Source organism: Bradyrhizobium cenepequi (assembly GCF_020329485.1).
Taxonomy (GTDB): Bacteria; Pseudomonadota; Alphaproteobacteria; order Rhizobiales; family Xanthobacteraceae; genus Bradyrhizobium; species Bradyrhizobium cenepequi.
Genome location: NZ_JAGKJI010000047.1, coordinates 17,028 through 38,943 on the forward strand (window position 1 = coordinate 17,028; position 21,916 = coordinate 38,943).

Annotated in this window: 21 protein-coding genes and 1 pseudogene; 4 read left to right on the forward strand and 18 right to left on the reverse strand. The window is 61.0% G+C overall.

Features of this window, described 5'->3' with window-relative positions:
* Positions 1–177: 177 nt before the first annotated feature.
* On the reverse strand, positions 178–372 hold the full coding sequence (locus J6497_RS32560; protein WP_225708309.1) for a hypothetical protein: 195 nt from the start codon (positions 370–372) through the stop codon (positions 178–180).
* Positions 373–479: 107 nt separating this feature from the next.
* Here J6497_RS32560 and J6497_RS32565 point away from each other — a divergent pair, with 107 nt between their 5' ends.
* Positions 480–719: a hypothetical protein gene (locus J6497_RS32565; protein ID WP_225708310.1), complete on the forward strand. Its 240-nt coding sequence runs from the start codon at positions 480–482 to the stop codon at positions 717–719.
* A gap of 45 nt (positions 720–764) precedes the next feature.
* On the opposite strand, the gene J6497_RS32570 is transcribed toward J6497_RS32565, so the two are convergent.
* The 10 genes from J6497_RS32570 to J6497_RS32610 form a co-directional block, all read right to left on the reverse strand.
* Positions 765–1,283, reverse strand: a complete 519-nt coding sequence (locus J6497_RS32570; protein ID WP_225708311.1) for a hypothetical protein — start codon at positions 1,281–1,283, stop codon at positions 765–767.
* A gap of 335 nt (positions 1,284–1,618) precedes the next feature.
* Positions 1,619–1,939, reverse strand: coding sequence for a DUF736 domain-containing protein (locus tag J6497_RS32575; RefSeq protein WP_225708312.1), 321 nt, complete (start codon positions 1,937–1,939; stop codon positions 1,619–1,621).
* Positions 1,940–2,402: 463 nt separating this feature from the next.
* A complete protein-coding gene (locus J6497_RS32580; protein ID WP_225708313.1) occupies positions 2,403–2,954 on the reverse strand; it encodes a hypothetical protein in 552 nt (183 codons plus the stop codon).
* A 204-nt stretch (positions 2,955–3,158) separates the two neighbouring features.
* On the reverse strand, positions 3,159–4,091 hold the full coding sequence (locus tag J6497_RS32585) for a DUF2493 domain-containing protein (RefSeq protein ID WP_225708331.1): 933 nt from the start codon (positions 4,089–4,091) through the stop codon (positions 3,159–3,161).
* A gap of 306 nt (positions 4,092–4,397) precedes the next feature.
* A complete protein-coding gene (locus tag J6497_RS32590; RefSeq protein ID WP_225708314.1) occupies positions 4,398–5,444 on the reverse strand; it encodes a DUF7146 domain-containing protein in 1,047 nt (348 codons plus the stop codon).
* Positions 5,444–9,775: a strawberry notch-like NTP hydrolase domain-containing protein gene (locus J6497_RS32595; RefSeq protein WP_225708315.1), complete on the reverse strand. Its 4,332-nt coding sequence runs from the start codon at positions 9,773–9,775 to the stop codon at positions 5,444–5,446. Before J6497_RS32595 ends, J6497_RS32590 begins: the two co-directional genes overlap by 1 nt.
* Positions 9,776–10,064: 289 nt before the next feature.
* A complete protein-coding gene (locus J6497_RS32600) occupies positions 10,065–10,538 on the reverse strand; it encodes a UCP036055 family protein (RefSeq protein ID WP_225708332.1) in 474 nt (157 codons plus the stop codon).
* A 98-nt stretch (positions 10,539–10,636) separates the two neighbouring features.
* The gene (locus J6497_RS42225; protein ID WP_376708306.1) at positions 10,637–10,963 is read right to left on the reverse strand and encodes a hypothetical protein; all 327 of its coding nucleotides are present in this window, start codon (positions 10,961–10,963) and stop codon (positions 10,637–10,639) included.
* Positions 10,893–12,752: a ParB/RepB/Spo0J family partition protein gene (locus J6497_RS32605; protein ID WP_376708307.1), complete on the reverse strand. Its 1,860-nt coding sequence runs from the start codon at positions 12,750–12,752 to the stop codon at positions 10,893–10,895. Before J6497_RS32605 ends, J6497_RS42225 begins: the two co-directional genes overlap by 71 nt.
* 127 nt (positions 12,753–12,879) lie before the next feature.
* Positions 12,880–13,830, reverse strand: coding sequence for an ArdC family protein (locus J6497_RS32610; RefSeq protein WP_225708316.1), 951 nt, complete (start codon positions 13,828–13,830; stop codon positions 12,880–12,882).
* Positions 13,831–14,681: 851 nt separating this feature from the next.
* Here J6497_RS32610 and J6497_RS32615 point away from each other — a divergent pair.
* On the forward strand, positions 14,682–15,620 hold the full coding sequence (locus J6497_RS32615) for a class I SAM-dependent methyltransferase (RefSeq protein ID WP_225708317.1): 939 nt from the start codon (positions 14,682–14,684) through the stop codon (positions 15,618–15,620).
* Positions 15,621–15,693: 73 nt separating this feature from the next.
* On the opposite strand, the pseudogene J6497_RS32620 reads toward J6497_RS32615, so the two are convergent.
* Positions 15,694–15,813, reverse strand: a pseudogene (locus tag J6497_RS32620) (nitroreductase family protein); the annotation flags it as partial.
* 402 nt (positions 15,814–16,215) lie between these two features.
* Here J6497_RS32620 and J6497_RS41725 point away from each other — a divergent pair.
* Both J6497_RS41725 and J6497_RS32630 read left to right on the forward strand, forming a co-directional pair.
* Positions 16,216–16,554 carry a LysR family transcriptional regulator gene (locus J6497_RS41725; protein WP_225708318.1) on the forward strand — a complete coding sequence of 113 codons (339 nt, stop codon included), beginning with the start codon at positions 16,216–16,218 and terminating at the stop codon, positions 16,552–16,554.
* Positions 16,491–16,625, forward strand: coding sequence for a helix-turn-helix domain-containing protein (locus tag J6497_RS32630; protein WP_225708333.1), 135 nt, complete (start codon positions 16,491–16,493; stop codon positions 16,623–16,625). The genes J6497_RS41725 and J6497_RS32630 overlap by 64 nt, the downstream gene beginning before the upstream one ends.
* 53 nt (positions 16,626–16,678) lie before the next feature.
* Here J6497_RS32630 and J6497_RS32635 read toward each other — a convergent pair whose 3' ends face one another.
* The 6 genes from J6497_RS32635 to J6497_RS32665 form a co-directional block, all read right to left on the reverse strand.
* Positions 16,679–18,205, reverse strand: a complete 1,527-nt coding sequence (locus tag J6497_RS32635; protein WP_225708319.1) for a Fic family protein — start codon at positions 18,203–18,205, stop codon at positions 16,679–16,681.
* A 323-nt stretch (positions 18,206–18,528) separates the two neighbouring features.
* The gene (locus tag J6497_RS32640) at positions 18,529–19,068 is read right to left on the reverse strand and encodes a S26 family signal peptidase (protein ID WP_225708320.1); all 540 of its coding nucleotides are present in this window, start codon (positions 19,066–19,068) and stop codon (positions 18,529–18,531) included.
* Complete coding sequence (locus J6497_RS32645) at positions 19,058–19,276, reverse strand: helix-turn-helix domain-containing protein (protein ID WP_225708321.1); 219 nt, start codon at positions 19,274–19,276, stop codon at positions 19,058–19,060. Before J6497_RS32645 ends, J6497_RS32640 begins: the two co-directional genes overlap by 11 nt.
* A 153-nt stretch (positions 19,277–19,429) precedes the next feature.
* Positions 19,430–20,056 (reverse strand): DUF2285 domain-containing protein, encoded by a 627-nt coding sequence (locus J6497_RS32650; protein ID WP_225708334.1) that lies wholly within the window; start codon positions 20,054–20,056, stop codon positions 19,430–19,432.
* An 833-nt stretch (positions 20,057–20,889) separates the two neighbouring features.
* Entirely contained in the window at positions 20,890–21,039 is a 150-nt protein-coding gene (locus tag J6497_RS32660; protein WP_225708322.1) for a hypothetical protein, read from the reverse strand.
* 619 nt (positions 21,040–21,658) lie between these two features.
* On the reverse strand, positions 21,659–21,856 hold the full coding sequence (locus J6497_RS32665; RefSeq protein ID WP_225708323.1) for a hypothetical protein: 198 nt from the start codon (positions 21,854–21,856) through the stop codon (positions 21,659–21,661).
* Positions 21,857–21,916: the final 60 nt, after the last annotated feature.

The window sequence follows — 21,916 nt, forward strand, 5'->3', positions numbered from 1 at the left end:
GTTGTCCAGGATTGTCTTCAGCAGACCATACACATCAAGCTCGCCCTTGCTGTCACCGCCCACGGCGCGGCTCGCAAACTGCCGCCAGTTTGCTCCATGCCGCTACTTCATCTGTTCAGTTACAAATGGTGATAGCCCGACACGCAGCGCCTCAGGCGCTGCGTCAACATTCTGTTTTCATGAGGGCATTTTCGATGATACGGCTTCATCGCCGAACCCATAGCCGAGGATGAGAAGGAAAGTCTGTGGGATACCGAGACGAACCTGAAATGAGCGAAAAAGATGCACGTAGGGCATCGTCAGGGTCTGAGCGAACGTGTTCGCGGTGGGAAGAATACCAACCGATGGCGTGTCCGTCGCCAGCTTCGACATTACCGCTGCCTTGTCGGCCGGGCTGAGGCTTCGTAGGCACGAAACGGCGCTAAGCCCGGATGCCTTGCGCGCATTTCGCTGTCCTGTTCAAACCAATGGATTGATCCGTGAAGCTTGTAAAAGTGGAGGAATTTGTCGAACCGGCGAACGCGGCCTTCTGCGACTTCGCCCGGGTAGTAGACGTAGAGGCCATACACCGATGGATCGAAACGGGCCTCGGCACGGCCCGTGAAGCCGTCGAAATACTGGATGCCGAGAATCTCAAGCGCCTATTCGAACAGTGTGTTCTAGTTCAACGTGAAGAGATGGGTGCGACCGAGATTGCTGTCGCGGGCGACCAGCTTTGACAGGAAGGCGAGCTGCGGCGCGATCTCGCCAGCGGTCTTGGCGCCTCACGTATCTGGGAGTGATAGAGCGCATTCGGCGAAGATCGCCATGCGTAGGCGATCGACGAACCAGGGAAGCTCGGTGATTGTCGGTGCCGGGGTGGCAGGCCAAGTCACGCCTTTGAACGGGGCGCCGGTCGATTCCGTGACAACAAGCGCGTTAGCAATGAAAGACAGCCATCCCTCGAAACCGATGACCGTCTCGTCCATCATGTTCGCGTAATCGACATCGGTCTTGCGGGCGGCAATGATCGGTTTGATGAATGCTGGCAGGTCGGGAAGCGCTTCGATCGTTGCAAAGACTGCAGTTTCGAGATTAGCCATCGTCTTGCCGCCGGAACTGACCGATGTTCCGGACCCGGTCAGGACAACAAGGTTGTCCATGCGCAGCCACTCTGCGATCAGCGCCTGCAAACGGACGCGGCCTTGCTTTTGATCGAGCGCTGAGAGGATATCACCAACATCACCGCTCTCGGTTAAACCGATGAGCTGGTATTCCAACGGCGCTGCGACTGGTCCTGTCATTCCCGCCCCTCGTCGCCGTCCCTGATTGGGTTGACGACCTCGATATCGAGGAAGTCTTTTCGTTGTCCGTCACGACACGCAGTCGTTGCTCGTTGGATATGCGGCGGGCATCGACGTTGTCGTCCGGCTTGCGCGCAGTTTGGGAGTCGAAGCAGCGGACCTTTTGGCCTGGCCGTCCGGTACAGGCGCCAAGAAAAGGACCCGCGGACAGACTGAATAGCCGACTGCGGCCGAGCGGCTCGATTTGCCGGCAATATGTCCGCACTGCGCGATGCGCGCGTGAGATTGAGAAGCTCCGCCCGGCGGACCGGACGGGGCTTTTTGGTCGGCGAACCTCAGTCGCCGTTCTTGCGCGGCCGCGACCAGATCAGGGTGTAGCCGTCGCCTTCCTCGTCGTCGAACAGGTTCGCGTAGATCGGCGCGTTGAACGAGGGGTCGTCGAGTTTGAGCGAGAGGTAGTCGCGGCCTTCCTCGGAGCGCTTCGACCAGGCGGCCCCGATCTCGGCCCGGCCGACGAAGACGCGGTGGCTCGGGGCATTCTCGTTGGAGCGGTTGGTCTCGGGCAGGATCCGAACGCCCTTGGTCTGGAGGCTGAGGGTGACGATCTCGCCTTGGAAGTCGCTGCCGACTTTCTTGAAAGAACCGATGTTAGCCATGTTACTTCTCCTTGCTGTTTCGAGCCGCGACGACCGCGGCCTCGATGGCGATCTACAGGCCGAAGACGATCGACGACGCACCCGCCCGCGGGCCGGAGCGCAGCGGAGGACGCCAGCGGGGCGACTTTCTTGTCTCGCGAGGAATGGGCGTAGCCCAGGGGAAGAAAGTCGACCCGCGGCGTTGCGTTCAGGCGATTCGAGGCGCAGCCGCTCTTCGGCCAGATCAAGCCATCAAGAGGCCACGTGGTCCGTGCGCTGAACAGCATCCTCGGAGAAGTTGTGGCGAATGTCGGTTGTGCTGCACAAGATGTTGCCGCGTTCAGGCGTAGAGATGGAAACAAAAGCGAAGGAATAGGCGGATTCGATCGCCTTGAACAATCCACGATAAGGTGCCCCCTGCCTGCGTTGCCTTGTGCCGGGGATGTCAGGTGCCAGGACCCAAGCGTTTCGGGAACGGACCGCGTTACCGATGGTCAATCGCGCGGCCTACCAACGCCTGAATTGCAGATAACCTCGCCGGACGAGGTAGAGGTTCATCCCTGCTGCGTCGTGGCAGTAAGAGCCGGCTGAGGTCCTTGCGACAGAACCTCGACCGGTCGCCGGGGGCTCGGCAAAGATGGCCATCCGTGCCGAGGCCGTGCTGCCGAACCGCTATAGCGCCGATCCAGGCAAATGCGTCGCGCCATAGCAATGAGGCCACCCCAACTTGCGATATGCCGTGAACGACGTGATAGCCCGCGACAGTTGCCGGAACCGCAAATGCAGCAGCGATCATGGCACGAAGAAGCGCGGGATCGAGTGAAGGCAAAAACGCGGTTTGTCCAGTAACGAGGGTGAGTATACCGGCAAGAATGGCAACAAAAGCCGCGACGGCAATGCTCGCGCCACCGTTAATCGCCGCCTGAGCCACAGAAAGCGCAACGAAGAATGGCAGCGCATAAACAGCGAGGGTGAAAATCAGCCAGCAGAACAGGCCGATGCCAAGAATATTGAGAATGAGTCCAAGGATGAGCATGGTGGTGGCTCCGCGACAAAAGATATGACAGTTGCGCCTTCCACCACCACGGCGCGGTCGAGATTATACGGAGAACGAGCCGCTGTGGGAGGAATTATCCTCAATTAGTTGCTCCCGAAAGCTCAATTGGTCGAGATGAGAGAATTGCAGACCTGTGACTTAGTAGCCTCGGCGCTCGATGAAGAAGCGCGCGTGGGGCGGCGCTTACGCGCCGCCGAACTTCCAGACGGGAACGCCGAGTTTCTTAGCCTTGTCGGCAAGGTTGTCCTGTATCCCGGTGCCGGGGAAGTGCATGACGCCGATCGGCAGCACCGCGAGCATGGCGTCGTTTCGCTTGAACGGAGCTGCCTTGGCATGCTTGGTCCAGTCCGGCTTGAATGCGATCTGCGGAACCTTGCGGTTGGTGGCCCATTTGGCGGCGATTAGTTCGGCGCCCTTCGGCGAACCACCGTGCAGCAGCACCATATCCGGATGCTTGGCGTGGACCTTGTCGAGGCGGTCCCAGATCAAGGAGACGTCGTTGAATTCGAGTCCGCCGGTAAGCGCGATCTTGGGTCCCGATGGCAGCACCGCCTCGGTCTCCGCGCGGCGCTTGGCAGCCAGGAAATCGCGGCTATCGATCATCGCTGATGTGAGTGTGTGATGATTGACGAGTGACCCGGAACGGGGACGCCAGGGCGAGCCGGTATGAAGCTCGAATTGCTCAGTGGCCAGGTCCCGGAACAGCTCCATGGCGTTACGGCGCTCGACCAACGTGATTCCTTCGGCCGTGAGCCTTTCCAGTTCGACCGATCGCACCTCCGAACCATTCTGCTCGCGCTGGCTCTTCTGCTGCGCCTGTTCGTTCTCGTCGAGTTCGCGCTCGATGCGACCCGTGGCGCGGTAAAAGAGGTTGACGGTCGACCAGAGCAGATTCTCCAGGTCGGGTTCGAGCCGTGTGTCGCTCAGGGTCGCCACGAAAGCGTCGAAGATATCGGCGATCGCGCCGGCGATGATTTTCGGCTCGGGTAGCGGCCTCGGATCGGGCTCGTCGTGGTAAGGGCGGTGGCCGTAGAGCTGAAGCTCGTTGAGCACATGATCGGTCGGGGATGAGCTGTGCTGCGGCTCGAACTCGGTATCGTCATAGTCGGTCGTCATGGAGAGGTCCTTTGCCGGATCGGCCGCGCCCATCGCGGCCTTCGTGGCGATCACCAGACGGCAGGCGGACCGGACCAGAACCCGAAGCGCAGCGCAGGGCCGGAGCGAAGCGGAGGATGGCAGAGGTGCGGCTATTTTGTTTCGCGATGCAAAGGCGCGTAAGCGCCGGCGGAAAATAGCCGCACCTCAGCCATTGCCGGGCCGGACCGCTTGCTGTCCGATCGCCCTCTAGAAGGCCGGGGACGCGGCTCTGTCCGGCAACGCTCGCGCTGACTGGCGATGCGATCGCGTTCGAAACGCCCGCTGCTATCCCGTATCGGTCGTCGCCAGAGGAAAGAAGCGGGCGACGTCCTGCGGCACGAGTTGCACGCGCAAGGCTGCCTCGAGTTCTTGAATGCCGAGCGTGCGTAGATCTTCGTTAAAGTCGTCGAACCTGGGCGACAATATGAACGCCTCGATGCCGGCCGCTTCCGCGCGCATCGTCAGGGTCGTCGCGGCGCCCTCTCCGGCAGGATCGGTGTCGCGGGCGATATACAGTCGGCGTAGCGTCAACGGGAGCAGCAGGGCGGCGAGATGGTTGGCTGAGAGGGCCGCGACCATCGGCATGGTCGGCAGCACATAGCGAATCGAAAGCATGGTCTCGATTCCCTCGCCCGCCGCGAGCACATCGTTCGCGATGCCGAAGCGGACGGCGTTACCGAGGAGGTCGCCCATGGCGCGTCGAGGAGTGTCGATCGGCGCCTTGCCCCGTCCGGACGGGTCAAGCCAAGTGCGGTGGACGCCGGTGATCCGGCCGTCGAGGTCGGTGACTCGGGCAATCATCGCCGGCCAGACTTCAGTCGGCGAGTCGTCGTCCGCCCGGTAGTAACAGCGTGGGTGGAAGCGCAACGCACCATCGTGATGCACGGATGGAATGCCTCGTCGGCGCAAATAGGTTTCGACAACGGTCCGACTGATTGACTGCGACATGCCGAACAGTCGCCGCGCTGCTTCTGGGGATCCGGTCTGGGCTCTGGCGTGCCCGGACATCAATTTGGGTGCGGGATCGGGGCGAGGTAGACTTAAGAATCGTCGCGCCTCGTCGGCAACATCGCGGAAATCGAGAAGGCCGCAACTTTCGCGGATGATGTCGAGCAGGTCGCCATGCTCGCCGGTCGCTGCGTCCGTCCACTTGCCCGCAGGTCCTTTGGGCGATGCATTCAACCGCACGAACATGGATCGCCCGGGTGTATTTCTGCTATCGCCGACCAGCCAATAACGACCATGGCGGCGTCCGTTGGAGAGATAGTGTCGACACACCGCCTCCGCCTCGCGTGCGAGGCGGCGCGCCAGTTCGGAAGCATCGCGGGGCATCACGCGGCCTCCCGCACGCCGATGCGCTCGATCGGATAGCATTCGAGCAGCTTGGCAAGGACCCCGACGCCACTTGCGTCAACAGGCACGAACATGCGCAGCTTCCAGGAAATGATCTCGCTGAAGAGTCCATAAGTGCGCAAACGATCGCGCATGGTGTCGGTGAAGTCAGAGAGCTCGATGCGATGCGCGCCCATAACGCGGGCGCGCCGAAGTCTCAGGCCTTCGGCAAGATCGAGAACCGTGCGACCTTCCAACAGCGCCGCAAAAGCGTCCGCGGGTGGCAGCGTCGGCTGTTCGCCGAGCAGCGCGCCGGCGACCCAGGCCGCGGAGACCTTCCGGCCGATGATGCGCTCGCCGGCGTCGGTCTGAAGGCGATAGACGCGCGTCGACTCGTTAGGCAGCCGCTTCCAGATCGGCAAGAGGAGCCCAGCAACGACTTGGATAGTGCTCTCGGTGAACGCGGATACTTCCGCAAGCTCAGCCTGCCAGGCTACGCTGAATCGCTCGCGATCCGTCTCGATCCAACGGCTTTCGGCCATTGCGTTGAGCGGAACGCTCAGGCTTTCCATAGGCCGGATCAATCGCACGCGTTGCTCGATCTCACCATCATCGAGCACGAGGCTGGGCGCAGGGACCTGCACGGCGGCACGGCCGGACCGTTCGTTGACCAGCAGGACGGGACGGCGATCAGAGAGACGGCCGAGCGCGTCATCCAGAGTCAAAGGCAGGTTACGCTCGCGCTGGGCAATGGTGAGCAGCCGGGTCTCTGCGCCGGTGCTGGGATGCGTGTAGATCGTGCGCCGGTCGGTGACGACAAAGCTTTCGGCCCGGAGCGTTTCGAGACCGACATCGTAGATCCCGGACGCAACTGCGCCTTCTATGCGAGCGATCAACAACCGCTCGAAGGCGGTGAACAGTATGTTCTGCAGATCGATGGTCAGCGCCAGCAGCCGGTTGAGGAAGGTGGTGATCGGTGGCAATTCGTCCTTGATGCCATTGCTGTCAGTCAGCTTCAGACCGGTTGCGTCCTCAAATATCTCGAGCGAGCAGCCTTCCACCTTGCCCCGGACCAGGAGCACATAGAGCTGACGCAGAGCATCGCGACCGTAGCTGCTCTCCAGATTGTCCTCGGCCCGAAACAGCCCCTGCCCGCCGGTCTGACGCTGACCGCGGGTAATGGCACCGAGCGTGTCGAGGCGCCGCGCAATGGTGCTGAGAAAGCGCTTCTCGGCTTTCACATCGGTCGCAATGGGACGAAACAGCGGTGGCTGGGCCTGGTTGGTTCTGTTCGTCCGGCCGAGACCCTGGATCGCGGCGTCGGCCTTCCAGCCGGGCTCGAGCAGGTAGTGGACGCGCAAGCGCCGGTTCCGAGCAGACAGCTCGGCATGGTAGCTGCGCCCCGTCCCGCCGGCGTCCGAGAAGACGAGGATGCGCTTGGCATCATCCATGAAGGCCGCGGTCTCGGCGAGGTTTGCTGAACCGGCGCGGTTCTCGACCGTGAGGCGGTCGCCCTTGCGGATGATGCGGCGCGAGCGTCCGGTGACCTCGGCCACCATATCCGTCCGAAACCGCTGCACGATCTGGTCGAGCGCGCCGGGCACGGGTGAGAGCGAAGCGAGATGCTCGATCAACCTGTCGCGCCGCGCAACGGCTTTCCGGCTTTCGACGGGCTGACCATCGCGGTACACAGGCCGGGACGAAAGGTTGCCTTCCGAATCGGTGAACGGCTCGTACAGTTGGACCGGAAAGGAATGGACGAGATAGTCGAGTACGTATTCCCGTGGAGTGATATCGACCTGGACGTCACCCCACTCCTCGATTGGTATCTCCGCAAGCCTGCGCTCCATCAGCGCTTCGCCGGTCGAGACGATCTGGATCACAGCGGCGTGGCCTTCCCCAAGATCGCGTTCGATCGAGCGGATCAAGGAAGGTGTCTTCATCGACGTGAGTAGATGGCTGAAGAAGCGCTGCTTTGCGGACTCAAATGCCGATCGGGCCGCGGACTTCGCCTGCGCGTTGAGCGTCCCGGTCTCGCCGGTGATGTTCGCCGCCTGCATGGCGGCGTTGAGATTGTTATGGATCACGCTAAAGGCCCCCGCATACGCATCGTAAATGCGGATCTGCTCGCCGGTCAGGCGATGTTCGACCAATTTGTACGCGACACCCTCGTATGAAAGGGAGCGGGCCGCATAGAGCCCAAGTGCCTTGAGGTCGCGCGCCAGCACCTCCATTGCGGCGACGCCGCCAGCCTCAATGGCCTCGACGAACTCCGAGCGGGTCGTAAATGGAAAGTCCTTGTCGCCCCACAATCCAAGGCGCTGGGCGTAGGCCAGATTATGCACTGTGGTAGCGCCGGTTGCCGAAACGTAGACGACGCGCGCATTCGGCAGTGCGTGCTGCAGCCGAAGCCCCGCTCTCCCCTGCTGCGAGGCAGCCTGATCGCCGCGTTCGCCCTTGCTACCTGCGGCATTCTGCATGGCGTGGCTTTCATCGAAGACAATGACGCCGTCGAAGTCGGCACCCAACCATTCGACGATCTGTCTGACGCGGGAAACCTTGTCGTCGCGGGCGTCGGACCGCAGCGTGGCGTAGGTGGTAAAGAGGATGCCCTGCTCCAGTCGGATCGACGTGCCCTGGCGGAAACGCGACAGCGGCGTCACGAGCAGGCGTTCCATGCCAAGGGCTGACCAGTCACGCTGGGCATCTTCAATCAGCTTGTCAGACTTGCTGATCCAGACGGCTCGACGACGGCCTTTCAGCCAGTTGTCGAGTAGGATGCCGGCCACCTGACGTCCTTTGCCCGCGCCGGTGCCATCGCCAAGGAACCAGCCGCGCCGGAATTGGACGGCATTCTCCGCATCATCGCGGGCTGCGGAAACGACATCAAAAGTTTCGTCGATCGTCCATGATCCCGCGAGAAAGCCAGCATGCGCCTCGCCGGCATAGATGATGGATTCGAGTTGCGCGTCGGACAGCAGGCCGCAGGTGACGACATTTGCCGGAAGGTGCGGCCGATAGGCGGGGACCGGAGGCGCTACCGACGCCATGGCGGCGGATTGCACCAGCTTGGTCGGATGTATGTGCGATCCGGGAATCCGGATCGACTGAAGTGCGTATTCCTCATACAGCGCATCTGTGATCCGGTCGGCCTCAGCCGGTGTCCATGCGACGGTCTCATAGGTGAGTTCGATCGCCTCAGGCACAGACGTCTGAGCCGCCGCGGCGGACGGGCGCGTAGCTGAGGTGCGCCCGGTCCGCGGAATGGCCGGACGCTTGACCGGCGGAGCGGCAACGATCGCCGCGAGTGGCAGCCGTGCTGGAACGTGCATCGTGACCCAGCCACGCAGCGTGGCAACGTCCGGCGCCACGCCTAGAGACGACGGAAATGCCCTCGTATCGTCCGCGGGCAACCGATCGATTGCGGTCAGGCGCGTCTCGACCGAGGTGCCGTGCTTCGCGAAGACGGAGCCGGCGATGGCGGCAGTGAAGACGACACGCCCGCGCTCCTGCGATCGGACAAAGGCGTCAGTCCAGATCGGATTGTTGGGGGAACAGTTCGCCCCAGTGATCGCGATTAGCCGGCCGCCGTCCGGGAGCAGCGCCAAGGCAGACGCAACGTGCCGCAACGCCGCGTCGGACACGCGGCGATCGACATTTGCCGCAGCCGAGAATGGCGGATTCATCAACGCGACGCTCGGGATGATGGCCGCGTCGAGATGATCGTCGATGTGCGCGGCATCGAACGAGCTCACGGCGATGCCGGGAAAGAGATGACCGAGAAGCCCCGCTCGGGTCTCCTCAAGCTCGTTCAGCACCAGCGATCCGCCCGACAGTTCGGCGGCAAGGACGGCAAGGAGCCCGGTGCCGGCGGAAGGCTCTAGGACAACGTCATCCGACGTGATCGCGGCAGCGACGCTTGCAACAAAACCGAGGGGAATGGGCGTGCTGAACTGGTGGAAAGTCTCGCTCTCCTCGGATCGGCGGGTATGGGTGGGAAGGTGGCCGGTGATTTTGGCCAGGATCGGCAGCATGGCGGCAGGCGATGCAGCACGTGTGCGCAGGGCCGGGCCAAACTTGCGCAGGAACAATACCGTGGCGGCTTCACAAGCGTCGTAGCCGGTTTTCCAGTTCCAGGCTCCCGAAGCGTCGGTCCCGCCAAAAGCGGTGTCCATGACGGCGCGCAGGAGCGCCGCATCGATGCGATGGCCACGTTCAAGATGAGGAAGGAGAAGTTGCGCGGCGCGGCCAATCGCGGCAGATCGGCCTGCGATATCGGAAGCACCCTCAAAGCACGCGGATGCGGCGGCGGAAGCGGATACGTATGTCATGGAGGTAACCTCGGGAGAGCGGAGAGGGCCGAGCCGCGGGCGCTCTCTCTCGACCCCGCTGGCTTAAACCCGTCCCGGCCGCGCTCTTCCTTTGACCCTTCATGGATCAAGGGTCCAACGTGTCAGCGTCGGACCCTTGAGATACCCGCGATCAAACCGGTTGCAGCACCTACAGCACCTTTGGTGGGCTCTTGACGCTGTAGACACGATCGACCGGCCCTGCCCGCTCAGCGAGACACCGCGATGGCGGGCCCGACGAGTGAACGAGTTCAGTGGATCGGACCAAAAGTCAGGCGGCCCGACCCTCGACGACATCAGCGCCGACCTCATCCTCGGTGACCTCTTTGAGGAGCACGTTGGAATAGTGATGTTGCGTCAACCAGCGCTCGGCTGCTTCGTGGCTTTCGGCCAGATGAAGCAGTTCGGTATTGTCGCCATATTCCTGGAGGATGCGTACCGCGCCGACGGCGGGGCGTTCGGCGATCTCGAAGCAGAGATCGCTGTCAAGAGAATATGTACGCCTGACCGTTAGCACCACGACGCCTCCGCTTCCGAAATCGCCCTCGTGGAGTGTGATGCTGGCAGCCGAGGTCAAACTCGGCCGGTCTCTGGCTGGCTCTTTCCTGACAAGGCGCCCGGCGCCGTTGCGATGTTCCCAAGCAGCAAGTTTCCTTTTGAAGCGCGCAGGCGGCTTCAGTGTGCCGTCGGAATAGCGAATGAGTGAGCCGAGCGGTGCATTTTCGTATATGGTGTGAGCAGACATGATGGTTCTCCTGAAAAGAAGAGAGCCCGGCACGATGGCCGGGCTCGGAGATGGAATGGACGGATGCGCAGCGGCCTTAGCCGCTTCACCGCGCGGGACTATTCGGCAGCAACGACCCGCGGCTGGTCATCTTCGAGGTCGGCATGCGCTTCGTCGTCATCAGCGAGGAACTCCGGCAGCGTCTCAGCAGCCCCAGCCGGATCCTGTTGTGGGCTGTCGATGTCAGCGAGACGCAGCGGCTCGGGCAGCCAGCCCGTACCGTCGAGCAGACGCTCGGCCTCGCGCGCCATGTCACCTTTCTTCAGGTGGTCGATCAGCCCCACCAATGACTCACCTTTAGCCTCGCGCACCGCTTCAAGAATGCGGGGTTTGGTGACCCGGCCGAGATAGTTGTCGACCGTTGGCTTCCAGCCTGCCGTCACCATGTCGAGCCCGACAGCGCGTGCGAGGACATCGGCGTGATCCAGACGACGCCGAACACCGTGCGCTGAGACGCGCCCCCTCATTGTACCGGTTGGCAGGTTCATGAAGCGTGTTGACCGCAGACGAGGCGCAATGCGCGAACAGGGCCGCCTGCGCTGTCCCGTCGAGTGCGGTGAGCGCTTCCCAAAGGCCAGCCTCATCCTTTGGCAGACGGGCCTTCCATTCGTCATGGCGGGCATCGATGGCGACAGCCGATGCGCTCTCCTTCAGGCCGAGAGCCTGGGCGGGGAACGTCGGGGTCCGGATCGAAATCTCCAGGCAGCCGCTCGACGACGCGAAACGATAGAAGGTCGCCAGTACGAAATTGTGCAGGACTGCCTGGAAGGCGACAGCGGGATCATTCGCCAGTGCATTGCGCAGCGCCAGCGTGCGATGTGCGGTCAGCTCGGTAATGAGCCGGTCTGGCAGCGGCTTGATGGTCTCGTCATCGTCCTCTTCGAGGGGCTCAGTTGGCGCACCACCGACGGTGATGACCGCACGCTGAATCGTGCTGGTCTCTCGGTTATCAGCTGTCTCTTGCTCAGCGTCGGTGTTGCTGTCGGGGACGTTTGGCATCTCGTCCTCAGGCCGTACGTAACCGCGATCGATCGAGAGTATCCCTTCAGCATTGATGCTGACGAAGGCGCCGGCGCGGGTGATATCGGCCGGATCGTAGATGAGCGATCGGGCTTCAAATACGGAGCGTGCGGCTTCGATCTCGCCGAGACGCTGATCGATCTCATCGGGCAGATCGTCGGCGTCCTGGTAGTCGGTCTCGATCTTCGCATACTCGGCGTTCAAGGCGTCGAGTGTCGTCCGCTCTTCCTCCGTCAGTTCTGCCGGCTGACCGTCGAGTTCGCGCAGGCCGTTGGTGTGACCGTAGGGGAACTCGACGGCAACGGCGACCCACTTCCCGCCCTCGGCCGCTATCGCCTCGGCCTCGGTCTTGAGCTTCTCGGTGACCAGGCGATCGAGCAGCGGCACGTCCTGCAGCCAACCTCCATCGTCGTGTTCGAACAAGTCGCGCAGCACGATGCCACCCGCCTGCTCATACGCATCGAGCCCGACGAATTGGACGCGGCGGTCGGAGGCGCGGATGGTATTTTCCGTCAGCATTCGGCGGATCTGGTACGGTTCATCAAGTTGGGAGCGGCTCACATTGTCCCAGACCTGCTCCTGACGCGCCTGGTCGCCGGTGACGGAAAAGGCCATCAGTTGCTCCAGCGTCATGCCATCGTCGGCATAGACGTCGTGCAGCTTCGGCGACACGGATGCCAGACGCAGGCGCTGCTTGACGATCGCCGGCGTCGTGAAATGCCTCGCGGCAATATCCTCTTCGCTCATACCGCCATCACGGAGGATCTGAAACGCGCGGAACTGATCGAGCGGATGCAGTCCGATGCGCTCGTCGTTTTCTGCAAGCGAGTCGTCCTCGGCAATACCGCCGTCCCTGACCACGCAAGGGACCGGTTGCGTCTTCGCCATCCGCTTCTGCTTCACCAGAAGCTCAAGGGCGCGGTATCGCCGCCCGCCGGCAGGCACTTCGAACATGCCGGTCTCCGTGCCGTCGGCATCGACGACGGCGCGGACGCTGAGGCTTTGCAACAAAGTGCGCTGCGCAATGCTCTCAGCCAACTGCTCGATAGAGACGCCGGCCTTGATGCGGCGAACGTTGGACTGGCTTAAGACCAGCTTGTTGAAGGGGATGTCCCTGGACGGACTGAGTTTGATCTTCTGAACGGCGCTTGCCATGTCGGATTCTCCGCGACGGGCGGCCGAAAGACTCTCTCTCGACCTCCAACCCGTCACGAAAATCACGGCCGTTCTCTCACTCTCCGGCGCACCGCCGCGAGCGCCAGCCGAGACGGCCGGAGATACATCACGCGGCCTGCTCATTCCCCTCGCCGTCAGCGGCGATCACGTGCGGTAGAAAGGCAAGCAAGAAATCGGCGGCTTTCGATGCCGCGCTCGCCGCGCGCACGACAGCGCGGTTGTCCTCGCGCAGCACCTCCAGCCACGAGCCAATGTAGTCGGCGTGGCGCATGGTCGGCACGATGCCAAGCGAGGCGCAGACGAACGCGCCGGCCATCTCCGCGACCAACTCCTCGCGTGCGTAGGATTTGGAGCCGAACGAGCCCGAGAGATCCCGACCGAGTCGGGAAGCAGCGCCACTCCAATGTGAGAGTTCGTGAAATGCGGTGCGATGCCAATTGATCGGCTCGAAATACGAAGCCGGCGGCGGCACCTGAACGAAATCGCCAGTTGTGTTGTAGTAGGCGCGCGCGCCGCCAATGCGGAAGTCAGCGCCGGTGGCCGCGATCAGGGCACGGGCCTGCGGCTCAATCTGGTCCGCGAGCGGGGGGACAACTGAGCCAGCGACACCCTCTGCCAGGCCGTCGCACTGGTCGGTATTAAAAACGGTGAAGCGCTTGAGGAACGGAATGGCGCCCGGCTCTTCGCCAGTCTCCGCGGCACGCTGACGCTCGCCCTCCGGTACGAAACGATCGGCGAATACGACGGTCGTACCCCGCTCGCCCTTCCTGACGTGGCCGCCGAGCCCGAGCGCCTGGCGAAAGGTCAGCCAGTTCTGACAAGAGAATCCGCGTTCGAGGACGGCGCCCCACAGTATCAGCACGTTGATTCCAGCATAGCCGCGCTGAGTCGAGGCATTGCGCGGCATGCCGAGCGGCGCCTTGATTGCCGCGCTCCCCCACGGCTGCACCCAAGGGATGCGGCCGGCCTCCAGCTCGTCGATGATCTTGTCGGTGATTTCGGTGTAAAGGCTTGCCCGATCCTGACCGGTGCGGGCGTGTGATTTCTGGTTAAGCATCGCGGTTCTCCGCGACGGGCGCCGGGAGCCTCTCTCCCAACCCTCAACCCGTCACGCGAACCCGTCGTCACTCTCACTCTAGTCTAAAAGCGCGTTGACGCGGAATTCCGCCGGAGAACGATGGTCATCTCTGAGGGTTCTGAGAGTCGGACTCGCGCTTTATGGTCCTTGGTTTTACGGCCCAATCGTTCCCCGCTTGGCGATGTCGCTGACATGGCGATCTGACCAGTAAAGGGCGGAGCTCCGAAGTGAAGCGGAGCCAGAGAAAAAAGCACCCGCAGGAGGGTCAGCGTAGCGCCGACGCGTAGCGGCGGGACCCGGGACCGAGTGCAGTCGCGAGACCGGTACATTGTATTCTGCGAAACGCAGGAGTTCCGGATCGTCATGAGCTTGAGCTCTTAGTGCATCCATGACGAACTGCGGGATAGACCTGCCGCCTGACAAAGCAAATTGCACGTTAGGCACGGCCGTATTGCCGGCGAAGTGCCTAGTGGAACGACTACTGCACTTGGCGTTATTTCGAGAAGATGCTCGCAGCCAGCCTCGAGCCGGGTCACCCCCCAACATCTTGGAAAGCGTACTTCTGCGCACGCTTGTCGCCGCGGATTTGGCCGTCGCTCTACGTCTTCGCCCTGCCTGAATGTCCAGCGTCAGCATCAATGAGACAAACTGCAGGTCTCACGGAGGGAGAATGACTGGCTCATCTATCAAGAAATTGGGGTTAGGCAGACCGCAAGGGTACTGTGGGGTTTATATGTGTTTATATGTCGGCCAACATCTGCGATAAGCCGAGTACTGGTCGAGGCAAGAGCCCTGGGCTTGCGTGCAAATTGAAATGTGGAGACGTTAGGTTGCGAACAGATTTTTCGCGTATCAATCGGGATAAAGCTGTCTTCGATGACATTTATGCTTTGGATGATCCAAGGGCGTATTTCTCCGTCCTGGGAGACTTGGATTATATGATCCCGGACGTGGCTGAGCCGGTCGTGCGTCAGATTCTGGCAGCGAAAGCTTCGGCAACCAGCGTTAAGCCGATCGTGCTTGATGTCGGCTGTTCATACGGCATCAACGCGGCGGTGCATCGGTTTCCACTGACCTTCGGCGGCTTGCGTCACCGCTATGCCCGACGCGAGATGAGAGCGATCAGTTCCGAGACACTGGTGCGTCTCGATCGCTATTTCTATGCGGCTTGGCCTGATGTTGGCCTGGCGCGGTTTATCGGTCTCGATGTATCAGCACCGGCAATCAGCTATGCAATGGGCGTTGGTCTCCTTGAGCAGGGCATTGTCGCTGACCTTGAAAAGGAGCCGCTATCGACGGAAAGCGCGCGTATTATCCGCTCCACTGATGTCGTCATGTCGACGGGCTGCATCGGCTACGTCACCGAAAAGACGTTCAGCAAAATTCTCGATGCGACAGAGAAGTCTCCATGGATCATCTCTTTCGTACTGCGGATGTTCCCATTTGATTCCTTGGCTGCGACTTTCGCGAAGCGTGGTCTTGTGACGGAACGTCTTACCGGCGCGACATTTATTCAGCGTCGCTTTCGCGATGCTGAAGAATTTGAAAGTACTTTGGCTGCGTTGGCAGCGCTTGGCGTCGATGCGACCGGACTTGAATCGGAAGGTCTGTTCCACGCCGATCTGATCTTGTCCCGCCCTGAATCGGATGCGCGCGCCGCTCCCTTGGAAGACATTGTCACTGTCGCCAGCGGTCGAGGTCGGCCGATCGGGCCGCGTTACGTTCACGTTGGAGGCAACGGGGGCTTGCAGATCGCACTGGAGCCGTGAGACGTTCGTGTTTTAAGATAGCCGCGCGTGCGCCCCCGGAACGACGCACCTAAGTAGATCATGCTCCCATCCTTTCGAGGTTGGAGGATGATGAGGCCGACTGCGCGGCTGCGACAAGCGTTTCCACCGTGCGCGGCGGTACCGGGTCCGGGCGGTAGGCGCGCATCGAACGATGCGCGAGGAGATTGGCCAGCACGCGGTCCAGGCCTCGCTGATCCTGGCAGGCCTTCGCCATAGGGCGCGCAGCCCCGCCGCAGCGGCATCAATTCCGAACAATCCGGGCATAACCTTCAATTCGCCTTGGATCTCGTGTCACTCACGACGCTCTCCCCCTCGGACACCGTCAGACGTCAATATTGACCACGACGCGATCGGCAAGCTTGGCTAGGAAGAAATCAGCGCTTTGGGAGCGAACGCCATCGGGAGACTTCGTCGTCCCCTATGGACGCCACTAGGGAGGAGCTAGCCGCCAAGCTAACTCGGCGCTGCATGCAGTGGTCGCGGCGGCAGGTTAGACTAGATGCATCGAATGGTCGCAAACGATGCCGGGAGGGAAATGCTTGGTGGATATGGCATCGCATGACGGCACGGCAGCTTGCGGCAAGTGGTGCGGGTCCTCAGCATTCGCCAATCCACTCTCAGCCGGCGTCTTCGGTACATCGAACAGCAGATCGGCGCGGACCTATTCTTACGCAGCAATGGCAGCACGCATCCGACCAACAACGCCTACAGTGTCGGCTTCAGGGCCGAACTGGAGGATTCTGAAGCAGCGCAAGCAAATGGAGCGACGCATTCAAGACAAAATCTGGTCACCGGCAACTCGCCATGGGCCTCCACCGCGCCTGTGGAACTCGAGATCTACGCTGGGCGATCGCCGCGTCCCAACACCGAAGCCTACGTCAAGCGGCAGAGACGCTCACAATCAAGCAATTGACCCTTAGCCGCTGCCTGCGAAATCTCGAATCCACGTTGGGCGGCACTCTCTTTGAGTGTCATCGCCACTAACCGCGTCAACCCTGTGCAGCTCTTGGCAGTGGACATCGATTTCGGAGATGGATTCACTCATGTGAAGCAGTCTCAAATCCGTCGAACGCGTCCTGCACGACCTTTTCGATCTGCGCGACCTCCTTGTCGCTCAGCGCCTCGAACTCCCGCTCCCTTCTCTTCCTGGACAACGTCCCGTTATTCTGGCGGATGAAGAGCAGCAAATCGTCCGCGAGGCGGTCCGGCATTTCGACCACCTCCATGATACTGCGCCGCGCCTCGTCGTGGCGGCGCAGATAGTCGATCTCGTGCGGCAGGTCGTATTCCACCGTCCGTTTGACGCAGCCATAGAGGAACTCGGCCTCTTCGGTGCAGTCGTAATAGCGATACAGATCAGCGGTGTCGTTCAGCACCTCGACATTTCTGTCCGGCGTCGGCCGCCAATCGATGAACTCCATCAGCGGCGTCGAATGCGATTGCAACGTGGTGCGGTAATCGTCGATCCGGTCGAGCATGACCGAGGAGACCGGAAACACCATGCCGGGCGGCGTGAACTTGCGTTCTGCAAGAACATGGTGGATCAGGCATCGGTGCAGGCGGCCATTGCCGTCCTGGAAAGGATGGACGTACACGAACCCAAAGGCGGTTGCTGCCGCCTGCAGAACGGGATCGAGTCCGTCGTCACGCATCCGCGCATTCGCTTTGATCAGACCTCTCATCAGGCTGTCCAGATCATCGGGCCTCGCGCCTATGAACTCGGGCAGCGGATTGTTATCGTGGTCCCGCTCGCCGAGGAAGACGCCATCCGGCCGTATTCCCGGATGGATCAGCCTGGTGTCCTCGATCAGAACGCCGTGCAGGCGAACGATTTCGTCGACCGTAAGCGGATGCCTGCCTGCCTGAATGACGGCACGTCCCCATCTTTCAAGGCGGTTTCGGGGCGGGCGTTCGCCTTCAATCGCAAAGCTGGCACGGCTATCTGCGAGCAGAAGGAAGTTCGCAGCCCGCGACACGACATGCGCCCCGGTACGTCCCACCGTGTCACTGGCCTTGGCGGCAAGGCCACTTGCGGTGAAGGCCACGAGCGCAGGCGTTTTCCTGATCATCGGGGTGAAATCGTTTGTCCCGAGAAGATTGTCCCGGACGCGATGCCGTTTGGACAGCTTCGCCTTGCCGGTGAAATAGGCATCTTCGTCCAACAGATCGACGGCCGCGGCATTCGGCGTATCAGAAACGTCGAGCGTATCGCCCGTCAGAAACTCGTAGAGGAACCAGACGCGCCGCGTCGGCACGCCCGTCGGAGCAGCTTTGACGAAGGCTTCGATCTCCGCTTTGGGGACGGCTTGGAAGATTCGCTTGAGCACGAGCAGGTCGAGGCTCTCGTGACGTAACGCGAAGGTGAGATGATCTGCAAAGTTCTCGCCGGCCCAATATCTCTTGTCGTAAAGACGCCAGCCGCCTTCGTCCCGATGGCTGCCGCGGATGTGCTTTTCGGACACGGCGCTTGGCCGGCGGACAGGTGCTTTGACCGACAGGGCGTGTACGAGCGCCGCCAGCCCCACCAGCCTGGTCTGGTCATTCAGGAGCCTGTCCTGAAACATGCTGGTTCCAGATAGATTCAGCCGCACCGGTCGAAAATCCTTCTTGGCCGTCGAAAACTGCCGTAAAAATTAGATTTACGTCGAGAAACGTACAAGAGATAAAGTCGAAAATCAATGGAATCCGACGAATTTCTCAGCAAAACCGTCATCAATGTCGAAAAATGCCTTGACTTTTATACACTCGCGGAAAAGCCCACCAAAAGGTCGAAAACAGCTTCAGAAGGTCGATTTCCATTCCAAAAGCGCCGCGTCCACTCCAGGGCGTAGCGCGCGCTATGCCGCAAGAGCCGGTCGATCGGGTCTGGACGGCTATCGATGCGCGCCTAATCCGGCCGGTCAAAGGTCCACAGCGGATGCGCCGTGCCGAGAATGTCGCATCGAAGCACCGGACCGAAATACCGAGAGTCGAACGAATGCGGATGCGGCTGGAGCAGGAAGAATTCCCCCTCCACCAGCCTCAAACAGCCCTCCCAGACCGGCAGTGGCCGCCCTTCCCAATCTTTGGCGAGCACCTCGGCCACGACCTTTCCATTGATCGATAGGGTACCCTCCGGCTCATTGGCGCGGCAGATTTCATCGCCGCCGGTTGCGGCAATCTGCTTCAGAAGCGGCACTTTGACCGCAAGAACTTTGTGCGCGGCGATCAACAGCTCGATCGCGGGCGGCGGCCTGAACAGCGCCAGTTCACCGCGCGCGGGCAGCCGTTGCTCCAAGTAATAGAAGCCGAGTGGCGCGCTGCCCGAGGCATTGTAAATCAAAAGCGGTATCCCGTTCGCGAAGGAAATCAGCACTGCGATGATGCTGGCGCACATGGCCGAGAGCACGGCCAGTTGGCGCCAAAGACTTGCGCGCTCAATCAGCATCGGAGGTCGACCTCCGCTTGTTCGCCAGCGAATATTCGACGAGGTCTTCGATGTGATAGCGGACATAGCGTCCGTGCTTGCGGTAGGCGGGTCCTCGGCCGTTTACCCGCATCTTCTCAAGTGTATTCTTGGTGAGGCGCAGCCAGGCGGCAGCTTCTACTGTGTTGAGAAACGGCTTATCGGGCTCTTTGTCGTCACTCTTCGTCATTTCCGAGGCTCCTTGTCACCTACCTCGTCAAACGCGAGGCGTGAGAAGAAGCGTCGTCACATCGGCAACCTGATTGGGAGTGGCGAACGCGGCAGAGTCTGTTTCGCCATCCTGCGAAAGCAAGTCTCGTCAAGCAGCCGCGACAAGAAGCGGCTAGCTCAGGAGATCGCGATAGCCGCCCTTCATCAATTCGGTTCCCTTGGCAACAAGCCGTCGCGTGCGATCCTTCAAGAATTGACTATGCCCGTGCCATTCCTCCGCAACTTTTTTCTCCCCGAAGATCGTGATTGCGATCTGGCGGTAGGTCTTGCCCTTCAGGCTTTCATCGAGCGCGATCAGGGCGTGATGCAGACGTTCGTCGCTTGCAAACGGCGGCCTTTGAATTGTCCTCAGGCCAGGCTCGGTGAAACGCTTCAGGCGCTTCAGAAGCTCGATTTGCGCGGAGAGGTCGCCGAGGCCATGGACCTCAAAGACCGGCGCGAAGGGCGCAGTCAGGACAGGAAGACCGCGGATTTCGAGGGGGACATGAACGCCCGCTCCCTTCACCAACACCAACGGGACCTCGTCGACATCGACGACGGCCATTCGATTGACCTTGAAGTCCGCAAGCGTGAACGGCGGCGTGTTTTCGCCATTTCGCCTTTGGGCGTTGAGGCGGATCACCCGCTTCAGGGCATCGACGTGCCAGAACACCGGTGCCTGCCGGGCGCATAGCGCGGGGTCGGCAAAGGCATAAAGTCCCCATCGTTCGGCCCGAGGAAAGCGTCGCCTTAGCCGCAACAGCCACGTCCCATCGCTAAGTCTGATGTACGGCAGACGGCGAGGAACGGAGCCTCGCCACTCGGCGATATAGTCTTTGTTCCGGCGCAAGAACTCCCACGCCCAGTCGCATGCGTCATAGCCCGCCGGATCAAGGCGAGCGGCGCCATCGCGCGTACGACGGTGCGAAGACATGACGGGATGGTTCAGGGCCTGCCCCAAGCTAGAAAGCACTTCCGACGCTGATCGTTTCGGCCAAATGGGGCAACAGAACGGCCCAGCGGGTACTTTCGGGGGCGCCGATTGACATCAGTCCGCCAGTGTCCAGATCATACCCGCGCAAGCTTCTGCTGCGTCTTTGCGGATCGCCCAACACCTGATTACACGGTGCCAATCGGCCATCGTTGCGAGAGCACTTCTCTCGCTCCCGTGCTGGCCCCACGGCAGACAAACGACTCGAACGCGGTAGCCCCACGAACAAGACGTCTCAATGTCTATCTTGTAAATTCAGTGGTACGCTTTCTCGTGTGCGGGCCGAGTCCGGTCTGCACAGTAAGCGATCTCATTTGAGATTTAACGGAGGGCCATATGGCCAAGAAAGCAAAGAAGGCGAAGAAGACCACCGCGAAAAAAGCCAAAAAGAAAAAGGTGAAGAAGTAAGTCTTCGACGGCCTGCTGCTCATTGCGACCAAGGTGCCTGCTGCGGCAACGTTCGCGCTTGTCGACCTCGCTTTGGTCTGGATGGACCGCATCAATGGTTGGGCCGGACCGCATGGCGCCTTGGGCGCCGTGCAGTCCGGCCTCAAATTCTTACAGTCGTTTCCGGCAGCTCTGCCCTGAGTTGGCCGAGGCCTCTAATGCAATCCATTTATCACCGTCACGACCTTCGATAGCAGGACGCCGGTCGACATCAGCGCGGCAAGGCTAATGATCATTTGCGCCAGGCAAGTGCGCTTGAGCGTCACCGCTTGTGGATCGGGAAACACCTTGAACGGACTCGCCATCGTCAGCTCCATGAAGCGGTGAACGCGTTTGTAGTGGCCGAGGAATAGGGTGAGTCGCGCCGATCGCGATGCAGTATATTCGTCGCCTGTAAGGTTGACTCTTCACCGATTCGGCTGCGGCAAACTCGGGGGCACGAATTGAGACGCCGCGCCCGAATCGGTTGGCCTAAGTTCGGGTAAACAAAAAGGTTAACGGCTTCCGTCGCACGGCTAAGCCCCCGCCCGAGTGGGATCGGGTGGGGCTCGGTGGAGAGAACCTCAGTCGCCGTTCTTCCGCGGCCGCGACCAGCCGCGAGCGCAGAAGATCGACCTGTCCGCTGTCTCATCGTTCCTTGGGTCGCATCGTCTCCTCCGATGCGACGACGGAATTGCGACCCGTGATTCGCGGGAATCGCAAAATGAAATTGCAAGCTTTCCGGCCTTCAAACCCAAAAAGCTTGCAATCTCAAATCGCGCTCCGTTCCAAAAAACGACTCCCACACAATGGCTTGGACAGTTCTTCATGGACGACGCATTATGTGTGATCAATCCGCGAGGGACCAAGCCATAGGGTCGAAACGTTGTGCGGCTCAGAGCCAGCCCCTGCCGCACGCGCATCAAAAACCCATTCGATGAGCACCTAAGCTCGCGGAAGCGATACCTCTTCTCGAGTCATCGTCTGCGCATCGTAAATTCTGACCTGAAGCATTGGAAAGCGCTTCTTGAGATCTTCTGCCCCTGCCTTTGCTCCGTCTCTGGTCATAAACTCGGCTTTCAATCGACCATCCACTTCGAGCGCGTAGCCTGACGTGGGCAGTTCGCGGGCGGCAGCAACCATTTCGTTTCTCGTCTCGCATTGGGGGCTTTTGGAGGATGATAGCCTAGCGTGAGTCGCTCA